We start from the raw sequence: 18,673 nt of genomic DNA on the forward strand, positions 1-18,673 counted from the left end.
GCCAGTCGTCGATAAAGTACGGCTGATAGCTGCGCACCGGCTGCCCCTTGTTGTCGTATTCGACCTTGCCGGACACCGCCCAACGCGTCGCCGTCTCTTGACTCATCGGCTTGCCGGCCTCGTCTACGACGATTTCACCTCGCGCATCGCGTTGCCAGGCGGTGCCGCCTGGCACTTTTTGCGCGCTCTGTAATGCCCGGCCAAGACCATCGACGCAACCCACGCTGACTCGCACCTGTTGCGCCGAGTCGGATGGGTAACGATCCGCGATCAGCGACGCCTGCTGAACCGGCTGTCGAGGCAGTGCCCGAATAATCTGGCGAACGCCATCCGGAAGGTCGGCTATCGACACTTCACCAGCCGCCCACGCATGTCCCACGGACAGGACTCGACCATCGGGGGTAATGAACGCGTGCGTCAGCAGTGCATTCCAAATTGGCGTGACGTCGTCCGTCACGACTTTCAGCGCATCCTGAGTCAATTGCCCCATCCAGCTCAGCGGGGCAGCCAGATAAATGCCGGCAACCTCCTGCTTCGACACACCCGCGTTCTGGATCGCTTGGGCGACCGTGAGGTCGTTGAGAGAGAAATCCGCCAAGGAGCTAAAGCCGACTGGTTGCCCTTCCTCTGTACCGTAAAAACTATTCACCAACACGCGCCCCAGCGCATCGAACAACACTTCCTGGGTATTGCCGTTGAGGTCTACCATCTGCTTGGGCTGCAAGAAGCGATAGTCGTAGACCGCCGTCGTCTGATTGTCCAGTGCGTCGGTGGTCTTCTTCAGTCCGCACGTGAAGTTGTCGTACTCATACTTCACCTCACCCGTCAGCGCGCTCGTACGCTGGCTGATCGGGCGATAGAACTCCGCCGCAGATCCATAAGACGTGTATCCGCGCGGCGCAACCCAGACTTGCGGTTCTTTGGCCTGACCATCCGGCGGCAGTAAACGATCCGCCAACCGATACCCGGCCTGCTTAAGCAATGCGGTCAGTGCGTCATCGTCCAGCACGCCATCGAACGCCTTGAGCGCGGCATCGTCGAGTTCAGCCGTTTCCACATGGTCGACAAGCGCGGTCAAGCCAACCGGGGTGTCCGTATAAAAGATCTGCTGCTGCCCTGCGTACGTGCGCGACTTTTTGGCATCCAGCCATCCCCCCGCTTGCGTCAGCAATTCGTAGCTCAATCCGTTCACCGGCGCCTGGCTGCCGTCGAAGATCAACACGTCGCTGCGCTGCTGACTAGGAAGGCCTAATCGCCACGCCTGCGCATCATCCAGGTGGATCGGCAGGCTGCGCTGCTCGGTCAGAATCAGACTGGCTTGCTGGTCGTCATAACTGCTGGCCCAACTCGTTGAGGGCAGCGTCGCTGGATAGGGATTAGCGTTCGGCCGCGGACGACGCGGATAATTCACGGCAACATTCCACGTCACACTACCGTAGCGGTCCAATTGCAACTGAACCTGCTGGCTAACCAACGGATCGACCGCGATACGCTCATAGCTATAGCTGACCTGCTCGAGCCCAGTCGGCATGACAACCGGACTCGCTCGCCCAGCCCCGGCCTGGAGAAGCCGGACCTGATACCGCGCCGTCGACACCGTATATGGCACCGCTTCCTTGTCGCTACCATCCAGGCCATACACTTCCTGACGTAGCTGGACACCCTTGAGTGCTCGGAACAACCAGTAGCGCGTGTCGGCATCCACTGCATCAAGATCGACGTCCTGCTGGTGTTCGGCATCGAACTCGGTCAGACGGGTAGGATTGACTGACACTGCACTCGCATCTTGGTAAGGCGAATTCGCCAGTACCGTTTCATCGGTCTCCCGACCGGTGTGGTACCACGTCTTGGTGACGAGCGGCGGCGCAAGCGGCACCGAACTAACGATCGTCGTCGCCACCTGTTGCGCGTCTTGTGCCGTCACGAGCCCGAAGCCGCGAAACTCACGCTCGACACCGTCGTACACGCCATGGTGATATCCATATTGCTGGACAATCGAATTGCCGGTGATTTCATCGAGCGTCGTCACCTGGGCGACCGTGGGGATCGGCATCGGCAACGCGGACGTCAGCGTCGGGTCCGCCTGCTTGTCGTCGAGCCAGTATTGCACCGAACTGCGGTAATCGAAGGTCGTATGCATCCCCATGTTGTTGTTCACGCTCGTGAGCAGATATGGCTTGGCCTTGGCAAAATCCAATCGCCAATGTTTCGGCGTCATATGCGGATGCGAAACAATCAGGCTGGCGACGCCCACCCCCTGCAGATCGGCAAAGCTGGCTTGGCATAACCGGTCGAACGTCAGACCATCGGGCAACGGCAATGTGACCGGCGCCGCGAAGCCATTGCCGGACTGGTTCAGATAGAGCGTCAGGTGGTCCCGCTCGAGATAGATCACGTCCGTCGCGCCGCTGCCGTCCAGATCGGCCAAGAAGATCTGGTCGGGATTGAAGGTGTCGCGAGCGAAATTGAGCGTGGCGAGCAGGAACGGCCGACCGAAACGGCCGCGCCCTAGATTCGGCCAACACATGACGCCATCGTGGCGGATACGGACGAGATGCGTCTGGCCCGAACCCAGTACGTCGCTGAAGGCGACCAGTTCCCGCGCGTCGCGCCCCGCAATCGGCAACGTGGTCTCCTCAGACTGCACGACGTCGGTTGCACGAGCAAACCCGTCTCGCTGGTTAGCATAGAGACGCACGCTCTTGGGGCCGATCAATGCCAGATCCGACAGGCCCGAGCCAACCAGGTCGGCCAGTTGCGCCTGCGGATGGAAGAACTCCGGCGGCAGCGCGTTGAAAGGCGTGAATCTGGACCACTGGTTGCCTTCCTTGAGCGAAAAGCAACCGCTCATACCCGGTTGAGCGACCAGCCAATCCAGGCGGCCATCGCCATCGATATCCATGAGCGCGAGCCGCACCGGTTGCATCGTCGGAACATCGGGCAGCGCTTGCCAAGCACCGTAGGCAACCTCCTCGGTTCCTGCTTCGCCGCGCATCGGTGGCTTGTAGCGCCAATCGACATCATGACGAAACAGCACACCGGCTAAGCCGTCGCCGTACAAGTCCACCAGCTCGTAATGCTCGCCATCGTTCAATTCGGGCACACCGTCGAAGACTGTGCCGCTGCCCGCAAGCGCATTCGGATCGAACTTGCTGTAATCGAACTCGATCGGCGCCAGGCTTTGCACTGCTCCGTCGGGTTCATAGGCCAGTGATCGCACCTGCGTCAGGTGACTAACGATGGGTGATTCCTCATACGCGAAGAGCATGCGATGGATCAGCGTATGATCAGCCTCTAACTCCTCGCGAATATGATGAAACACCAGCACCTGCCGACACAGTCGATGGGTACGCACTTCGAAGCCGTATTGATAGCGGGAAAAGCTGTCGGCACGCATCGACCACGCCCGGCCACTCGGAACATCATAGGTCGGAGGCCTGTTGAAATCGACGCCTCGCTCGCCGTAATCCAGCACAACGCTGAACAGCCAGCCTTGATCGCGGGCATCAGGCATGTCCCACAGATACAAGTGGGGCGCCGGAGCTCGATTGCCGTAATAGACTTCGGCGAGGTAACGATTCGCCGCGTGATCGCGGTTGTTTTCGTTATCCGCCGCAACACCGTCGTCGGTTTCGGCAGCATAGCGGTAGTAAATATGCTCGCCGGTCGGATTGACCGACTCTTCGATATACCATTCCGCAATTTGTTCGGGGGCACTCGGGTTCGCCACCCGTGCCGCCGCGGTCTTGCCGAAACAGTGAAGCTGGCCATCGGCGCCGTGGCTCATCCAAAAATCGTCGACGGCGCCGGAGCCTTGCCAGCGCTCGATGCGGTCGAATGCGCTCTCGACCCGCGGGAAATAGCGGGTGACCTGGTAAGTTTCCCCCAGATCCTTATCGCCATACTTCGCGACGGAGGTCGTGATCGTCTTGCCGTGCTCGTCGCGTTCGCTGACAAGCACTTCACCGTCGAGATCGAGAAACTCGTCTTCTGGCCCACCGTCGTAACGCGGCACGCCACAGTTGGTACGGCGCCGGATGGCCGCTGAACTCAATTGCCATCCGAGGCCGAATGGGCCGTTGCCTGCACCGCTGCTGTAATTCAGCATCAGCGACGGCGCGTATCCCCGCCCTGCGGAGACCGGCAACGGCAACGCAAACCCAGCCATTCCACTGGGGCCAATGGGCGTGAGGCTATCGCCCAATCCAACGATCGCGCCTCCGCCTTTGGGCAACGATAGGCTTTGGACCGATACTGAAGCATCATTCTGCATGGTAGATCGAATCCTGTTGGATCGGTGCCCGTGGGCACCGATAACATCGTGAACGCTCACGACGGCGTCTGTGCAAAAGCACGCTGGTTATGCGGTAGCCGGACAAGCCCGGATCAGCTATACCGGTCCGGGCAAGACAGGTCACCGCTTTGCCTTCAACAAGCCTTCGACCTCCTTCGCAAACGACTCCCCGCCATCAACCGCCGTGTAACGCACGTGGACGATCACATCAGTCAACGCGTCTAGCATCGCTTTCTGCGTGGCCGATTTATCATGACGTGGAAACGAGAGTATCCAACTCGAAACGGCTCCCGTCCCTTCGAACGGCAAATAACGTTCGTCTCCAAAATTCAGTTCGAACTGTCCTGCATCATTCAAGCCGGACGAGATGGCGATCTGCTGACTCGCACGCAAGTTGGTCACGATATTTGCGTCACCCTTATCGCTATTCGGATTGTTCAAGTACTTCACACCGTTGACACTGGCGTTCAAAAGCGTACTGCTCTTGGTCTGCGTCAGCGTCGCCTTGACGTCTTGATAGGGGCCAACCAGCGTCGGCAAGCTGATCGACACCGTCTTGATCTGTCGCATGTAATGACCAGGATAATCTTCATCGAACAATTTTTCATTCAGATCGAAGTCGAAGCTGCCTGATTTTCTCTTGCTGTCGAACTCTTCTTTTTTCAGCAGATCCTTGAGCGATACCGTCCTTGTGATTTCGAGACGGCGTTCATTCCGGGCAAGGTAAGCCGCCTCCATCTGATGCAAGTTTAATTGCAGCGTCTCGCCAACCTGCAAGCCACGATAATGATCGTTCCATGCGCCGGTTCGAACAAAGGTTGTCGCAAAATCTCCCATTTCGTACTGCCAGCACGCTTGCGCCGACAGGCACATCGACACCACCGCGTCATAAACTTGGTAATACAGTGCTGCCAACTGACCACTCAGCCACTGGTACAAGGTAGCCTGCGTGAAACGCGTCTTCAGAAAATTGAGCGTCGCTTGAGTCTGCGCCTGCTGCACCTGCACACGCATCAACTCTGTTTGTGCCGCTTGCTCGCGAATCGTAAGTGCATCCAGCTGCTTGTCCAGCGCATCGACTTCAGCCTGCGCCTGTTCGTACTGGATCTGCCATTCTTCACGGCGTCGACGATAGTTCTCGCTCGTGGCTAAGCGATCCGCGCCGATCTCCATCGCTTGCGAGACCGTCATCAACACGTTGGCAGTCGCTTCGGTTGCCCCCTCATAGCGCGAGCCTCCATCCGCAAGACCAAAAACGTTGGGAATCAGTTTCAATGCGCCAGTCGCGATCAACATACTTTGCGCCCCAATCAATATACCCTGTGCGCTAGCGCGTGTGTCCATTATCGATTGCTCGGTACTGGAGATGTTTTCTTGATAGAGGGCGTAGTAGCTGTCGTAGCGATTCTGCGCAACCACTCGACTAGCTTCCAGCGACTGTCGGTCGGCAGCCAATCCGTCAATCGCTTGTTGTTGCAGCGTGATCGCGTAGCTCGACATGTCGAGGAATTGCTGTTGCTGCAGTTCTTCCTGGCTCGCTCTATCACTACGCTCAAGCAATGACAGCAGCGTCTCCCCAAATCGGCTCAACGTGGCAACCGCGTTGTAGGCGCGGGGCAAGATCGCGATAAAACGGTACGGCGGTACCGTCAGTCGCGCGCCGCTCACTCCGCTGACCTGCGTGCCCGACTGCGCGCGCTGCACAAGCAACGCGACAGGATCTGCAGGCGCCTCATAGAGGGCGAGCGACATCGGCTTTCCGTCGATCGTCAGGTTATGACGCAGGTTATACAGGCGCGCATCCAGCGCGTCCCAGTGCGCGAGCATCAGCGAATTCAGTGGCTCGATGAAGTTGTCGTTATCTACAAGTCGCAGGTAACCAACGTGTTGACCCGCCATGGCGATGAACTGTTCATCGTCGGCCTTCGCTTGTTCATGCTCAAAACCACGCAGCTTTTCACTTCCAGCTTTGGCCAGTTCATCCAGGGCATGCGGTGCCCACGTGTTGCTCAACGAGACATCCGGACGTGTTCCCAGCAATTCAGCGGCAAGATTGTAGAACACGCGCGCTTGGGCTAACCCATCGCGAGTAAGTTGGCGATACCATTGATCGCCTTGCGCGATCAAGTTGCTAACATAGGCTACAAATACCGCCTTCCTGTATACGTCCGGGTGTGCATAAGCTTGCGTATCCGGATCCAGCGGATCACCCAGCAAATGCGATAAGTGGCCCACCGCATCAACTAATGGACGGACATTCCAGTAAAGGGGGGCCCCGTTATCTTTCTGACCTGCCGCAGGATCAAAAATGTAGCGCAGCCATTTCTGCGACTGATCAAACTGCCGCTCGCTGGCAAAGCGCGATGCAATCAGGAAAGGCACATGAAAGAATAGCTCCCAGAAATATAGCCCGTTTGCACCACTGAAGTCCATCGGCTCACTTCTTCCATCGTTCTCGAGATCTGCCTCAAGCGAGTCATCTGCCTGGAGGGTATAATCGAGCAGACTGTCTAAACCTATATTTGCTTTTTCGATCAACGTGCGCACGAAAGTCGTGTTCATACGGGTGTTGGCCGGCAATTTTTTTACATCTGAAAAATCCAGGTACTGAACCAGCCCACGCTTGCTGTCGTACCGCGATACGATGTGAGGAGCGTTTTCTGGTGCATTAGTATCATCCAGCTCAAGATTAACTTGAAATGCCTTTGATACACTCGACCCCTCGCTCTCATCTCCCGAAAATATATTATATCCACTCCACTCGACACCGAGCGTCGCCGTAATAAATCGCTTTTCTTCCGTGAAATCCTCCTCAGATAGAGCATGCTCCACTAAACATGTTGCGCTTTCATCCATCGAATCTGTCGGATCGCCTTTTCCCACGGTCTCCACCCCTGAGGGAGAGGCAATCGACACCACCTGATTAAATTTATTATAGTCATAAATCTTCTTTATATTATCAATTACCATAACCCCCATTATTGAATCTTCATCAATATCATCAACATCGGTGACACTCGAATCCATCAAACACACAAAAAATCCTGAAAAGTCACTAGCATAATAAGCTTCCTTCGGGATCTGCATAACGAGACCAGACACATTCATTCTTGATTCAAATTTATCCGACCCAATGGGCGCAATTCCCCCATCTTTAACACTGAAACTCAAATTCAATTTAGTAAGTTTGTCGTACTCAAGCCCAATCCATGCTTGATAATCCCCATCCTTAATTTTGGTTGATCCGTAGCGAGTCACATCATATAAAATAGCAGCATCATCAAATACATATGCACCATCACCGAGTGATCTTATCGTGACGCCAGAGTCGCCATTTGCCCGACAAAAACCAATCGGAACAAATAGGTCACTCCAAGCTCCATGTTCAATATTCTCCGTTTCCTCCTTGCTAAATTCGTAGATATTGGAAAATTCCTCCTTAATCCCCATTTCGACACGCACTGTCGAGCCATCAATCACGTAAACGCAAGACTTAGAACCGTGATCACTCGACTCGAGATCAAAAATTCTTTTCCACCAGCCAGTGTTATTTTCATCCTTATGATCCTTATTTTCCACCCCCTTCACTACGTAAGCTTTGTTATAAACAGAGAATTGAAGTGAATTTTTATCGCCAACCACATCCCGATAACTTTTGAACAACGCCTCTTTCGCCATTCCTCCAAGATCATGAACATTGAATGCCGAATCGCAATATATATAACCATAAGTGTCAGGATTATTAATGCCATCATTGCCATCAGATTTGTTAACAAATACTGCAAGCATCAAACGACCATATGGATTACCATCACCACCCTGACCAGGATCAACGCTAAAATCGGAGGTTGCTAGAAGATTAACTGCACGAAACTCAGAACCTGCGTCAGCATCGCGGATTTCGAGGCTGGAACGAAGTACATCCCCCTCGTCTGTTGTTACCCGAGTCATCAGAGGAATGTTGTTTGGCGCAGTCCAAGAATCATCGAAGCGCTTGTAGCCGAAATTGATGACATATTCATGCATATCAAGAACATCTTCATTTTTATTGTCTTTCACGTCTTTCAGTGACGTAGCATTACGCTCGACCCACGCGACGTAAAGCCTGTCGTTGTAAAACACCGGTCGAACCGTATGCTCGAGCACCGCATCGGAAGCAAGCGGCAATGAGATCGCCTGCCAGTCACTCCAGCAATTCGGCGTAACTGGCTTCCCGGGCGAATCCTCACGATTCTTATCGAGATCCAATTGTCTCCAATAATACTGATATGGCTTGGTCGTCGTCCGGCCAATAAAGTAATAGCTGGCCCGTGCAAAATCACGCCCCTGAATATATCCGCTTAGAATTTTTAAGTTGCTGACGGCCTCGAACTGATTCAGATATGAGAGCGCCGCATCTTGTACATGATCAGGATCCAGTCGGGCCTGATTCAGTGCCGTTTCGAGATCTTCAAAATAGTGACTCTTTTCTAGTCGAGTTATCGGAGAAATATAATTCTCCGGATAATTCTGAACCTCAGCTCCGGCTGCCCAAATCGAGTATTGGTTCTCGTCGTCGCGCCACGATTTTGCTACCGGCGAATCCACAGCAGCAAAACCCGGCTCAGATCCGTTGACGATTCGCGTCATGTACATCTGAACGCTCGCGATTACGCTTGCAACCCGACTTGTCGTAACTTCATCAGCAATCAGCGGATCGAGCAGCAGAAATTCGTACAGATCTTCGATCGTGAGTGGGTTGCTTCCCACTCCTTGCAAATTTGGCGCAACAAACCTCATATAGCCAGTAACCAGCGCGTCGCGCTGGGATTCATTCAGTTGTTTCTCCATTGCCGGTAACATAGGAATCACCTCGATAAGGAAGTCGGGCAGCAAAATCACTCAACGAACGTCGTTCAGGTGATCCGGCAGGCAAACGCCGGCCGGGGGTAAGTATCAGTCGGCGCCCTTGACGTGGCTCACACCCGCGATCATGGCCTGGCCAACTGCTTGCCAATCGTCATAGCTACTATTTCGCCCCAACACAAATGCTTGCTGCTGCTGCGTAACCGTTAGTCCGATCTGACTTTGTGCCTGTTGCAATCGCATCACGACATCGAGCTGCGACACGGTTCTGGCTGTTCCGCCGAGCACCTTGCACGCCGCAGCCACTTCCTCTTGCTCCCAGCCCAACAGCGACGCCAGCAGTTCAGTCGCATCAGACTCGCTAATCGGCGCATCACGATTGACCGCCTGGAAAAAGGCAAAGACATCGTCTTCAGTGCCATTTCCTGATGCACCAATCTGACGCAGAAGATCGTCATAGCGACTGAGCAAATACAGCAACCATATCGACACATTCCCGTCGTACGGCGATGGCAATCCGAAATGTTCAGGGAATTCGAGCAGATGTCGAACCGCGGCCGGGCTTAATGAAAACTGTTGACACAGCAGAGCGCGTCGTGCGATTTCTCCCAGGCTATTCAGATAGCCAGAAGGAATATCGGCGGATGTCTGGACATCCCCCTTCAATGACCACGTGCTCTTCAACCATTTATACGACGTCAGTTGCGCCCAGTGCAGTACGAACGCCGACAGCGATTGCGACACTCCCAGCGTTTTTGCCAGCAAGTTGGTTGCAACACCTGATTGTGTTTGCCATGCTTGTACTACCGCCGCATTCAACGAAATCTTCGCCTGGTTCCTTTCAGCATCACCCAGTTTCTGGCGGTCGACGGCATCGCTAATAAATTTGATCAGTTGCACGACCTGACCATCGATCGTCGCGCTAATCGTATCAACAACGGCGTCAGTAACGAGTCCCGCATCGATCAGTTTGGCGTCCTCTCTCGACAGCAAATCCAACCATTCAATCGGCTCCCGATTATCGTCGACAAGCGGTGCGCCACAGCGCCGCAACAACGCTCCGTCGACCAGCGCATTCGGAAGAAGTCGCCAGACATCTTGGATAACATTTAGCTGATCGTTCGTACCTTGCTGCGGTTTTTCACTTTGCGTAGTTAGGATTTGAATACCGCGGCCCGTCAGTTGGCATTTCTGCAGCCACTGAAAAATTAGACTCAATGCTTGCAGCAGAGTCAGAAAATCATCACTGAGAGAGCCTCCCTCTTTCGGCGCGACTACAACTGGACGCCCGGCAAGCTGTTTCCACACATTATCGGTATTTCGATCCATTAGATCGACCAGTGCGCAGAAATCCTCGGGACTTGCTCCCAAAACACGCGCAAGCGACGCCAAGCGGTAAAACGCCGATACGACGAACAAATTGCAGTTCAGCGTATGTTGGTCAGCTTTGCCTTGCTGATGCGCAATTTTATCAGCAAACGTAAGAAATTGGCGATGATTCAACCCCAGAGCCGTGCAGAGTTTTTTCACGCGCACATCATCGCCTCCTGATGTCTGCGTATAGACAAAGTCCTGATTATCAATCGAAAACGGAGTATCAAATTTTCCTTTTTTGTTGAATATTTGATCTAGAAACGGGGTGCCTGGAGCGATCGCAAATGGCGTTACAACATGCAACCACGAAGCGAATTGCTTAGCAGAAACACCGTACGTATTCTGATAATGCTTGAACACGCCCAACATGCGCAGAGTATTGTCGTTCATCAGCAGTACGCCATCGCCCTCAGCCTCCATTGCCGATGTAATCATCAGATCAATATCTTCAAACGGCATGCTCGACCATTTCTTGATTCGAACAACTCTATTAATCCTATCCAGACGATCGTCGGTTAGTTCTACCAGCCTCAAAGATCCGCTCTTGTCCTTCGAAATATAAATACATTTATCCAATCCGCCATTAATAAATTTCGCGCCGTATATCGATTGCAAAGCCATACCGCTTGACACCGGACGGCTAGAAGATATATTCGCAAACATATCACCGGACACCAAATAATTATCCGACTTGACAATGATAGACGAATTTTCTCCACCGGCCGTGGAGCACAGCATTTCCTCTATATCGGGCACCGTCAGGTTCGTTCTGGACGTCAACTCCTCCATCGATTCAAAACGAAGGACGTCGAGCATGCCATCTCCGTAGTTGTCTGCGTAGAATTGTTCCCGTACCGTTGCATCCCCCCCTTTGTCGTCGTTCGCAAGGCTTTCAAAGTAAGCCGGTTCAACAACGATGTTCTGCTGCTCTGGAGCCAATCGACTATTCATAACCTGCAATCTGATCAGGTCACTTGCGTCAGAATCCGTAAATTTAGCTTGTGCAGCAAAAAATTTCTGCAACATGCCTGGCTTCTGAAGCAACAACGTTTCCAAAAGAGATATGTCTACTGTGGACTCTGCGATGCAGATTTGCTGAGAGCCATAATGAAATGGCAAGGTATTTGGGAAGCGAGTCGTCGCCAACAACTTGTTCACATCGCCCAGATGATCAAAATTTTTATAATCCTGAATAGCTGAGCCAAGAACCTCGTTGACCAGCTGGATCTGTGGAATTATTTTATTAATCGCCACATCATCGACGATTAATTTGCCGATGTCCGGACGTCGGCCTTTCAATTTATTCTTCAACCCAGGCCCCTCGTTTTCCTCCTCCTGAAGCGCAAGTTGATATATATATGTAAGATACGCAACAGGACCATCGTTAGCTTCTATTGCGCCGCTCGGCGCCTTATCTTTCCACCCAGTTTCGGCATCCAGGAACTGGCTTGCATAGTCGGGGCCAGGCTTCGAGAACGGCCCACGCAACGCTGTATTAATGGCTCTGGTTAAACGCTTTCGGCGAAGTTTATGACTAACCTGATGGGCATAGCCAATTGCAAGGTCATACATTTTTTCAGCTCGCCGGCCGAGGATGTTCCGATGCTTGCGGACGAAACGTTCGCGGGGAACGCGCACGACATCGAAGACCGAGTGATAACCGAGTTTAGTTAGCGTGTCGGGAAGACCATGTGTATCTTCGATGTGTTTAATCAAAAGGCTGATTGGCGTCATGCTAATTCCTTTGTCACTGAAGTTAGTCGAGTAACAGGCCGAGACGCTTCTCCGAGAGAAGCGTCACATCGTACGTGGCCCCCTGCGAAATCCATATTTTCGAATGCCCGAGTTCAGCGCTTTCCGCTCAAACAAACTTCTCCGAGTCCGCTCAGAGCGACAACTAGATTTCTGGTCGGCCGGGCTGTTCAACTCTGTAGCAAGCCTTCATAGGTATATTGCTATTCATTTTTCAATGTCCTCGCCCTATCGCCAAGGTCCGCAGTATGTGGTACGAGTTGTTCAACTTACCTACGGCTCATGCTCATTTAACTTAAAAAATTTAGACAGCGTTTTTTGATCACGTGAAGATTCGAGTGCAGATCGTGTACTTCGAAATTTCCGGCCCATCTGCACGCAATTTAACTTGCGCATTCCAATATTGATGTGAATCTGAATGTCGCTCGCTATTTCATGCATAGACCCATCCGCTATGCGGCATGATTCAAAATCATGCATGCTGATCAAGAATCGGAATTTTCTCCATCTGGATAGTGGTTTCGGCGGAGATCAATCGTTTAGGCCAAAAATACATCGGTCGCCGCTTGCCACCGCGCCTGTCGCTCCGGATGTCCAGTCAATCCGCCGTTGATGACACGCGTGATTCGCACAAAATCGCCGTCATCCGCCAGTTTGTTCAAGCCGTTGGCCCTCCAGAACCAGCCCGCCGACCGCGCGGCGTACTCGTCTTGCTCGAGCAACTCTGGTTGCGCGACCAGATCCACACTCAACGCCACACCACACATTCGGTAGTTGTCCTTGAACGTGATCTGCTTCAACCCTCGGCCTCGATAGCGCCAGCCATCGCCCGAGCTCGCATCCCCATTGCCGTATCGCCCTCCATAGGCGAGGTTGGCGATCGTCATCTGTCGTTCGATTGGGACGATTCTCTCGTTTGATCGACGACCGAGCTGCTCACGCATATCGGCCGGGATGCGCGAGAAAATTTTCAAGGCATCGACCCTATAGTTGAACGATTCGACAAGCTGAGTGAAGCCACCCGACTCGTGTCCGATCTGCGCAATCCAAGCAGCGAGGCGTTTTGAGGTCGTGATTTCAAATTCGGCGGCCGCGGCCGATACGTGCGGGAACCACCGATCCGCGAGCACATCGGATAATTGCGCTGCTTGCTGAAATGTCTGTCGATTCATCGAACTTCCCCAATTAAGAGGCGCCGAGTAAAACGAGCGCTCCGCACCTGCAACCCGAGCTTGGACGTGAAAATCAGAAACGGTCGCTACTCCATCAACCATTGGCCTCGTCGCCTCGATTTTCACTCCTCATTCCAGCAAGACTCCTCGTCGCGCATGGCTATCGATACGAGCAGCCCGCCGTTATTGTGTATCCGAATCCTTCTCTTTATCGCCTCGAATTTTTCCCAATAAACTGTGTGCGATCTTTTCTAGCATCGGCTGTCCCAGCAAGCCGATTGCAGCAGCGACACCCACCAGCGCTGTCGGCGTGAGCTCTTGAAACAGAATGAGTACGGCCCCTGCACTCGCCGACAAAGCAGCACCTGTAACCATGCCGCCTAGGATCATCCGCGCCGAAAGCGGCTCGATACCGGTCAACAGCTTTCCCAACCCTATAGCGGCGCCAATTCCCAGCAATACCAGCAGTTCCTTTTCGTGCACTCCAATTTGCATAACCGTGCTCCTGCCGAATCCGGGTTAACAGATGGCTCTAGCAAGCTACGACACATTCCGATACTTTTTATGACCTAACGTCGTCAGGAGATTGGCCCATCTCGCGCTCCGCTTCGCCTACGTGAAGATTATTATCGGCGACCTTCTTACAGTGTCCAATGCATTAAATGCATTGCAATTTATTGGGGTCAGCGGGCGGCGTTACAGCGCCAATCTGGGGACGGCGTAATCGAGCCACCTCATGGGCGACGTAAAGGCGCCACCCTGGGAGAAACCTACCATCACAAGCCGTCCGGGATGTCAAACGGCATCGCTATCGCCATGCGTCGCGGCTCGTCGCTTCCACTTGCCCATCTCATCGATTTCGCCTTCAAATCAGCAGCTTGGGTCGGGATGCGGCGGTTTTTTACAAACTCCAGCCGGACATCGAGAAGGGCCTGCGGTCGTTTTTACAGCACCGCTCAATCGCCTCTATTGCCGCTCGCGCCCGCATTCGACCGGTCGCCAAATAGGCGCTGACTGGTGCCCCCTTCAGCTATATAAAGTCCATGAAGCATCAGTCGAATCGGAGGAACGCAAATGTCCCACGCCTTATACATCGTCATAGCGACGGCATGTATCTTGATGATCACCTACCGCTTCTATGGCATTTTCTTTGTCCGCAAGGTGCTTGCCGCCGACGACAGCGAGGTAACGCCGTCCCATGCCCTCGCCGACGGCAAAAACTACGTCCCCACCAAGAAGTGGGTCAACGCGGGCCAACACTTCGCGGCCATCGCCGCTGCCGGCCCGCTCGTGGGCCCGGTGCTCGCTGCGCAGTTCGGCTATCTGCCCGGTCTCGTCTGGCTGCTGGTTGGCTGTGTGATCGGCGGTGCGGTGCACGACACGGTTGTGCTCTTCGCGTCGATGAAATACCAGGGCAAGTCGCTTTCCGAAGTCGCAAAAGCGGAACTGGGCCCCATCGCCGGCTGGTGTACCGGTCTCGCAATGCTCTCCATCATCACAATCACGATGGCGGGGCTGTCCATCGTCGTCGTGCACGCGCTTGAACGCAACGCCTGGGGCACGTTCGCCGTATTCATGACGGTGCCGATCGCCATTGCGCTCGGCGTGTTCGAAAAATGCTTCGGCTCATCGAAGATCGCGACTTGGGTCGGCATCGCGGCGATCGCAGCCTCGGTGCTCGCCGGTCCCCATATTCAGGGCACAGCCCTCGGCAACTGGCTCACGCTCAACGCGCACACCATCTCGCTGATCCTGCCGATCTATGCATTCTTTGCCTCAGCCCTGCCGGTGTGGCTGCTGCTCACGCCGCGCGGCTATCTCTCCAGCTTCATGAAAATCGGCGTGTTCGGCGCGCTTGTTATCGGCGTTGTCTTCATCAACCCGGCGGTGCATTTCCCAGCTGTCACGAAGTTCATTGCCGGCGGCGGCCCGGTGCTCTCCGGTCCGGTGTGGCCGTTCATCTCGATCACGATCGCCTGCGGTGCGATCTCGGGCTTCCATGCCTTCATCGGTTCAGGTACGACTCCGAAACTTATCGACAAGTGGAGCGACATCCTTCCCGTCGCGTTCGGCGGCATGCTGGCCGAGTGCCTGGTCGGCGTGATGGCACTGATCGCCGCGATCTCGCTGCAACCGGCCGACTACTTTGCCATTAACGCAGCACCCGCCGCGTTCCACACGCTCGGCATGACAGTCGTCGACCTGCCGCGCCTGTCGAGCGAAATCGGCCTCGATCTCTACGGCCGCACTGGCGGCGCGGTGACGCTCGCGGTCGGCATGACCGAAATCTTCACGAAGGTGCCCTGGTTCAGCCAGCTCGCTGCGTACTTCTTCCAGTTCGTCGTGATGTTCGAAGCGGTGTTCATCCTCACTGCCGTCGACTCCGGCACGCGCGTCGCCCGCTATCTGCTGCAGGACCTCGGCGGCGACTTCTACGCACCGCTTAAGAAGCTCGACTGGGTGCCCGGCGCCGTGGGCGCGAGCCTCGTCGCCTGTGCCGCATGGGGCTACATGTTGATGTCCGGCGACATCAACTCGGTGTGGTCGCTGTTCGGTGTGTCGAACCAGATGATGGCTTCCATCGGCCTTGCCATCGGCGCCACGATCATCCTGCGCCTGTCGGTCAAGAGGAGTTACATGCTCACGTGCCTGATTCCGCTGGCCTATCTCTACGTGACAGTGAACTATGCCGCCTACTGGATGGCTGCCAACGTGTACTTCAACAACGCATCGAAGGGTTATAGCCTCTTCAATGGACTCCTGACGGTCGTGATGGTGGTACTCGGCGTCGTGATCATCGGATCCGCGGTCCTGCGCTGGAAGTCGCTTGTCGACAAGCGCGCCACGGTGATGAGCGCGACGGCCTCGCTAACCAAAGTTGAATGAACGAATTGAAGCGCTGTTCCTGACTTTTCGCAATTAACGGAGTTGAATAATGAACATGATGTCGAAGACCCAGAGCGTAGAACCGTGGGCAGGCTTTGTCGGGGGTCCGTGGCAGACATCTGTCGACGTGCGCGGCTTCATCCTGGCCAACTATGTACCCTATCAAGGCGACGACTCGTTCCTCGCCGGTTCGACGGAACGTACCAAGGCGCTCTGGGCAAAGCTCGCCGAGCCGCTAAAGAAAGAGCGCGCAAAGGGTGTGCTCGACGTCTCGGCCGATCGCGCCTCGTCGATCACCGCGCATGATGCCGGTTATATCGACCGCGAGACCGAGTTGATCGTCGGCCTGCAGACCGACGCGCCGCTCAAGCGCGCGATCATGCCGAACGGCGGCCTGCGGATGGTGGAAAACGGCCTCGAGGCCTTCGGCTTCAAGATCGATCCGTCGGTCAAGGAGGTGTGGACTAAGTACCGCAAGAGCCATAACCAGGGCGTCTTCGACACGTACTCGCCGGAAATCCTGGCCGCACGCAAGTCGGGCATCATCACGGGCTTGCCCGACGCCTACGGCCGCGGCCGCATTATCGGCGACTATCGCCGCGTCGCGCTGTACGGCACCGATTTCCTGCGCGCGGACCGCCAGCGCGTGTATCACCAGCTGGACGACGCCGTCTTCAATGACGATGTGCTGCGCCTGCGCGAAGAGCTTTCGGAGCAATATCGCGCGCTCGACGAGCTGAGGGAAATGGCCGCCAAGTACGGCTACGACATCTCGCGTCCGGCGATCAACGCACGGGAAGCGATCCAATGGACCTACTTCGGCTATCTCGCCGCCGTGAAGGAGCAGAACGGTGCGGCGATGTCGATTGGCCGAATCTCGACCTTCCTCGACATCTATATACTGCGCGACTTCGAGCGCGGCATCCTGACCGAGCAGCAAGCGCAGGAGCTCTTCGACGACCTCGTCATCAAACTGCGCATCGTGCGTTTCCTACGCACGCCTGAATACGATCAGCTGTTTTCGGGCGACCCGACCTGGGTGACAGAATCGATCGGCGGCATGGGCGAAGACGGCCGCACGCTCGTCACGAAATCGAGCTTCCGGATCCTGAACACGCTGTTCAACCTTGGCCCGGCACCGGAACCGAATCTCACTGTGCTGTGGTCGGGCAAGCTGCCGGAAGGCTTCAAGGACTTCTGCGCGAAGGTGTCGATCGAGACTTCGTCAATCCAGTACGAAAACGACGACATCATGCGTCCTCGCTGGGGCGACGACTACGGGATCGCCTGCTGCGTGTCGGCGATGCGCATCGGCAAACAGATGCAGTTCTTCGGGGCGCGCGCCAATCTCGCGAAGGCATTGCTCTACGCGATCAACGGCGGCATCGACGAAAAAAGCGGAGTGAAGGTGGCCGAGGGCTTCGAGCCGATCAACGGCGACGTGCTCGACTACGACGAAGTAATGGCCAAGCTCGACCCGATGATGGATTGGCTCGCCAAGACCTATGTCAAGGCGCTCAACTCGATCCACTACATGCACGACAAGTACGCATACGAGCGCATCGAGATGGCGCTGCACGATCGCGACATCCTGCGCACGATGGCGTGTGGCATCGCAGGCCTGTCGGTGGCGGCGGATAGCCTCTCGGCCATCAAGCACGCGAAGGTGCGGGTCGTGCGCAATGGATTGGGGCTGGCCGTCGATTACGCGCTCGAAGGTGAATATCCGGCCTACGGCAACAACGACGATCGCGCCGACAGTATCGCCGTGTGGCTCACCGAGGCCTTCATGAAGAAGGTCGCGAGCCAGCCGTACTTCTACCGCAACGCAATGCCGACCCAATCGGTGCTGACGATTACGTCGAACGTCGTATATGGCAAGAAGACCGGCAACACGCCGGACGGACGACGCGCGGGCGAACCATTCTCGCCGGGTGCGAACCCGATGAACGGCCGCGACAAGAAGGGTTTCGTCGCAGCGGGCGCGTCGGTAGCGAAGCTGCCATATGCAAGCGCACTCGACGGCATCTCGTGGACGGCCTCGGCCACACCCGATGCGCTTGGCCGCACCGGCGGCGAACGCCAAGGCAACCTCGCGAAGTGCCTCGACGCCTACACCAGCGCAGGCGGCCACCACGTTAACGTGAACGTATTCAATCGCGACACGCTGGTCGACGCGATGAGCCATCCGGAAAAGTATCCGCAACTGACGGTGCGCGTCTCCGGTTATGCCGTGAACTTCATCAAGCTCACGCGTGAGCAGCAGCTCGATGTGATCTCGCGGACGTTCCACGCATCGCTGTAATCCTGAAATCGAGTGGCGACAGCGGCCGCCGGGAAGTCCCGGCGG

The 18,673-nt window shown here is 55.3% G+C and carries 7 protein-coding genes; 2 read left to right on the forward strand and 5 right to left on the reverse strand.

Features of this window, described 5'->3' with window-relative positions:
• From WS91_RS23920 to WS91_RS23950, 5 genes are all read right to left on the reverse strand, one after another.
• A partial coding sequence (locus tag WS91_RS23920; protein WP_156432455.1) for a SpvB/TcaC N-terminal domain-containing protein occupies nucleotides 1-4,273 on the reverse strand: 4,273 nt, incomplete at its 3' end.
• 141 nt (nucleotides 4,274-4,414) lie between these two features.
• Complete coding sequence (locus WS91_RS36235; RefSeq protein WP_156432456.1) at nucleotides 4,415-9,175, reverse strand: neuraminidase-like domain-containing protein; 4,761 nt, start codon at nucleotides 9,173-9,175, stop codon at nucleotides 4,415-4,417.
• Between the two features lie 54 nt (nucleotides 9,176-9,229).
• Nucleotides 9,230-12,247, reverse strand: a complete 3,018-nt coding sequence (locus WS91_RS34390; RefSeq protein WP_082717324.1) for a Tc toxin subunit A — start codon at nucleotides 12,245-12,247, stop codon at nucleotides 9,230-9,232.
• 557 nt (nucleotides 12,248-12,804) lie between these two features.
• A complete protein-coding gene (locus WS91_RS23945; protein ID WP_059577723.1) occupies nucleotides 12,805-13,437 on the reverse strand; it encodes a glycoside hydrolase family 19 protein in 633 nt (210 codons plus the stop codon).
• Nucleotides 13,438-13,620: 183 nt separating this feature from the next.
• Nucleotides 13,621-13,932 carry a holin gene (locus WS91_RS23950; RefSeq protein WP_059577718.1) on the reverse strand — a complete coding sequence of 104 codons (312 nt, stop codon included), beginning with the start codon at nucleotides 13,930-13,932 and terminating at the stop codon, nucleotides 13,621-13,623.
• A gap of 579 nt (nucleotides 13,933-14,511) precedes the next feature.
• Here WS91_RS23950 and WS91_RS23955 point away from each other — a divergent pair.
• Together WS91_RS23955 and pflB are read left to right on the forward strand one after the other, a co-directional pair.
• Nucleotides 14,512-16,323 (forward strand): carbon starvation CstA family protein, encoded by a 1,812-nt coding sequence (locus WS91_RS23955; RefSeq protein WP_059671174.1) that lies wholly within the window; start codon nucleotides 14,512-14,514, stop codon nucleotides 16,321-16,323.
• Nucleotides 16,324-16,372: 49 nt separating this feature from the next.
• The gene (pflB, locus tag WS91_RS23960) at nucleotides 16,373-18,628 is read left to right on the forward strand and encodes a formate C-acetyltransferase (protein WP_059577712.1); all 2,256 of its coding nucleotides are present in this window, start codon (nucleotides 16,373-16,375) and stop codon (nucleotides 18,626-18,628) included.
• Nucleotides 18,629-18,673: the final 45 nt, after the last annotated feature.

The organism is Burkholderia sp. MSMB1498 (genome assembly GCF_001526245.1).
Classification (GTDB): Bacteria; Pseudomonadota; Gammaproteobacteria; order Burkholderiales; family Burkholderiaceae; genus Burkholderia; species Burkholderia savannae.

Excerpts from the sequence above, each read along its gene's own strand:
- WS91_RS34390 (WP_082717324.1), bottom strand. The coding sequence starts at position 12,247 with ATGACGCCAATCAGCCTTTTGATTAAACACATCGAAGATACACATGGT.
- WS91_RS23945 (WP_059577723.1), bottom strand. The coding sequence starts at position 13,437 with ATGAATCGACAGACATTTCAGCAAGCAGCGCAATTATCCGATGTGCTC.
- WS91_RS23950 (WP_059577718.1), bottom strand. The coding sequence starts at position 13,932 with ATGCAAATTGGAGTGCACGAAAAGGAACTGCTGGTATTGCTGGGAATT.
- WS91_RS23955 (WP_059671174.1), top strand. The coding sequence starts at position 14,512 with ATGTCCCACGCCTTATACATCGTCATAGCGACGGCATGTATCTTGATG.
- pflB (WP_059577712.1), top strand. The coding sequence starts at position 16,373 with ATGAACATGATGTCGAAGACCCAGAGCGTAGAACCGTGGGCAGGCTTT.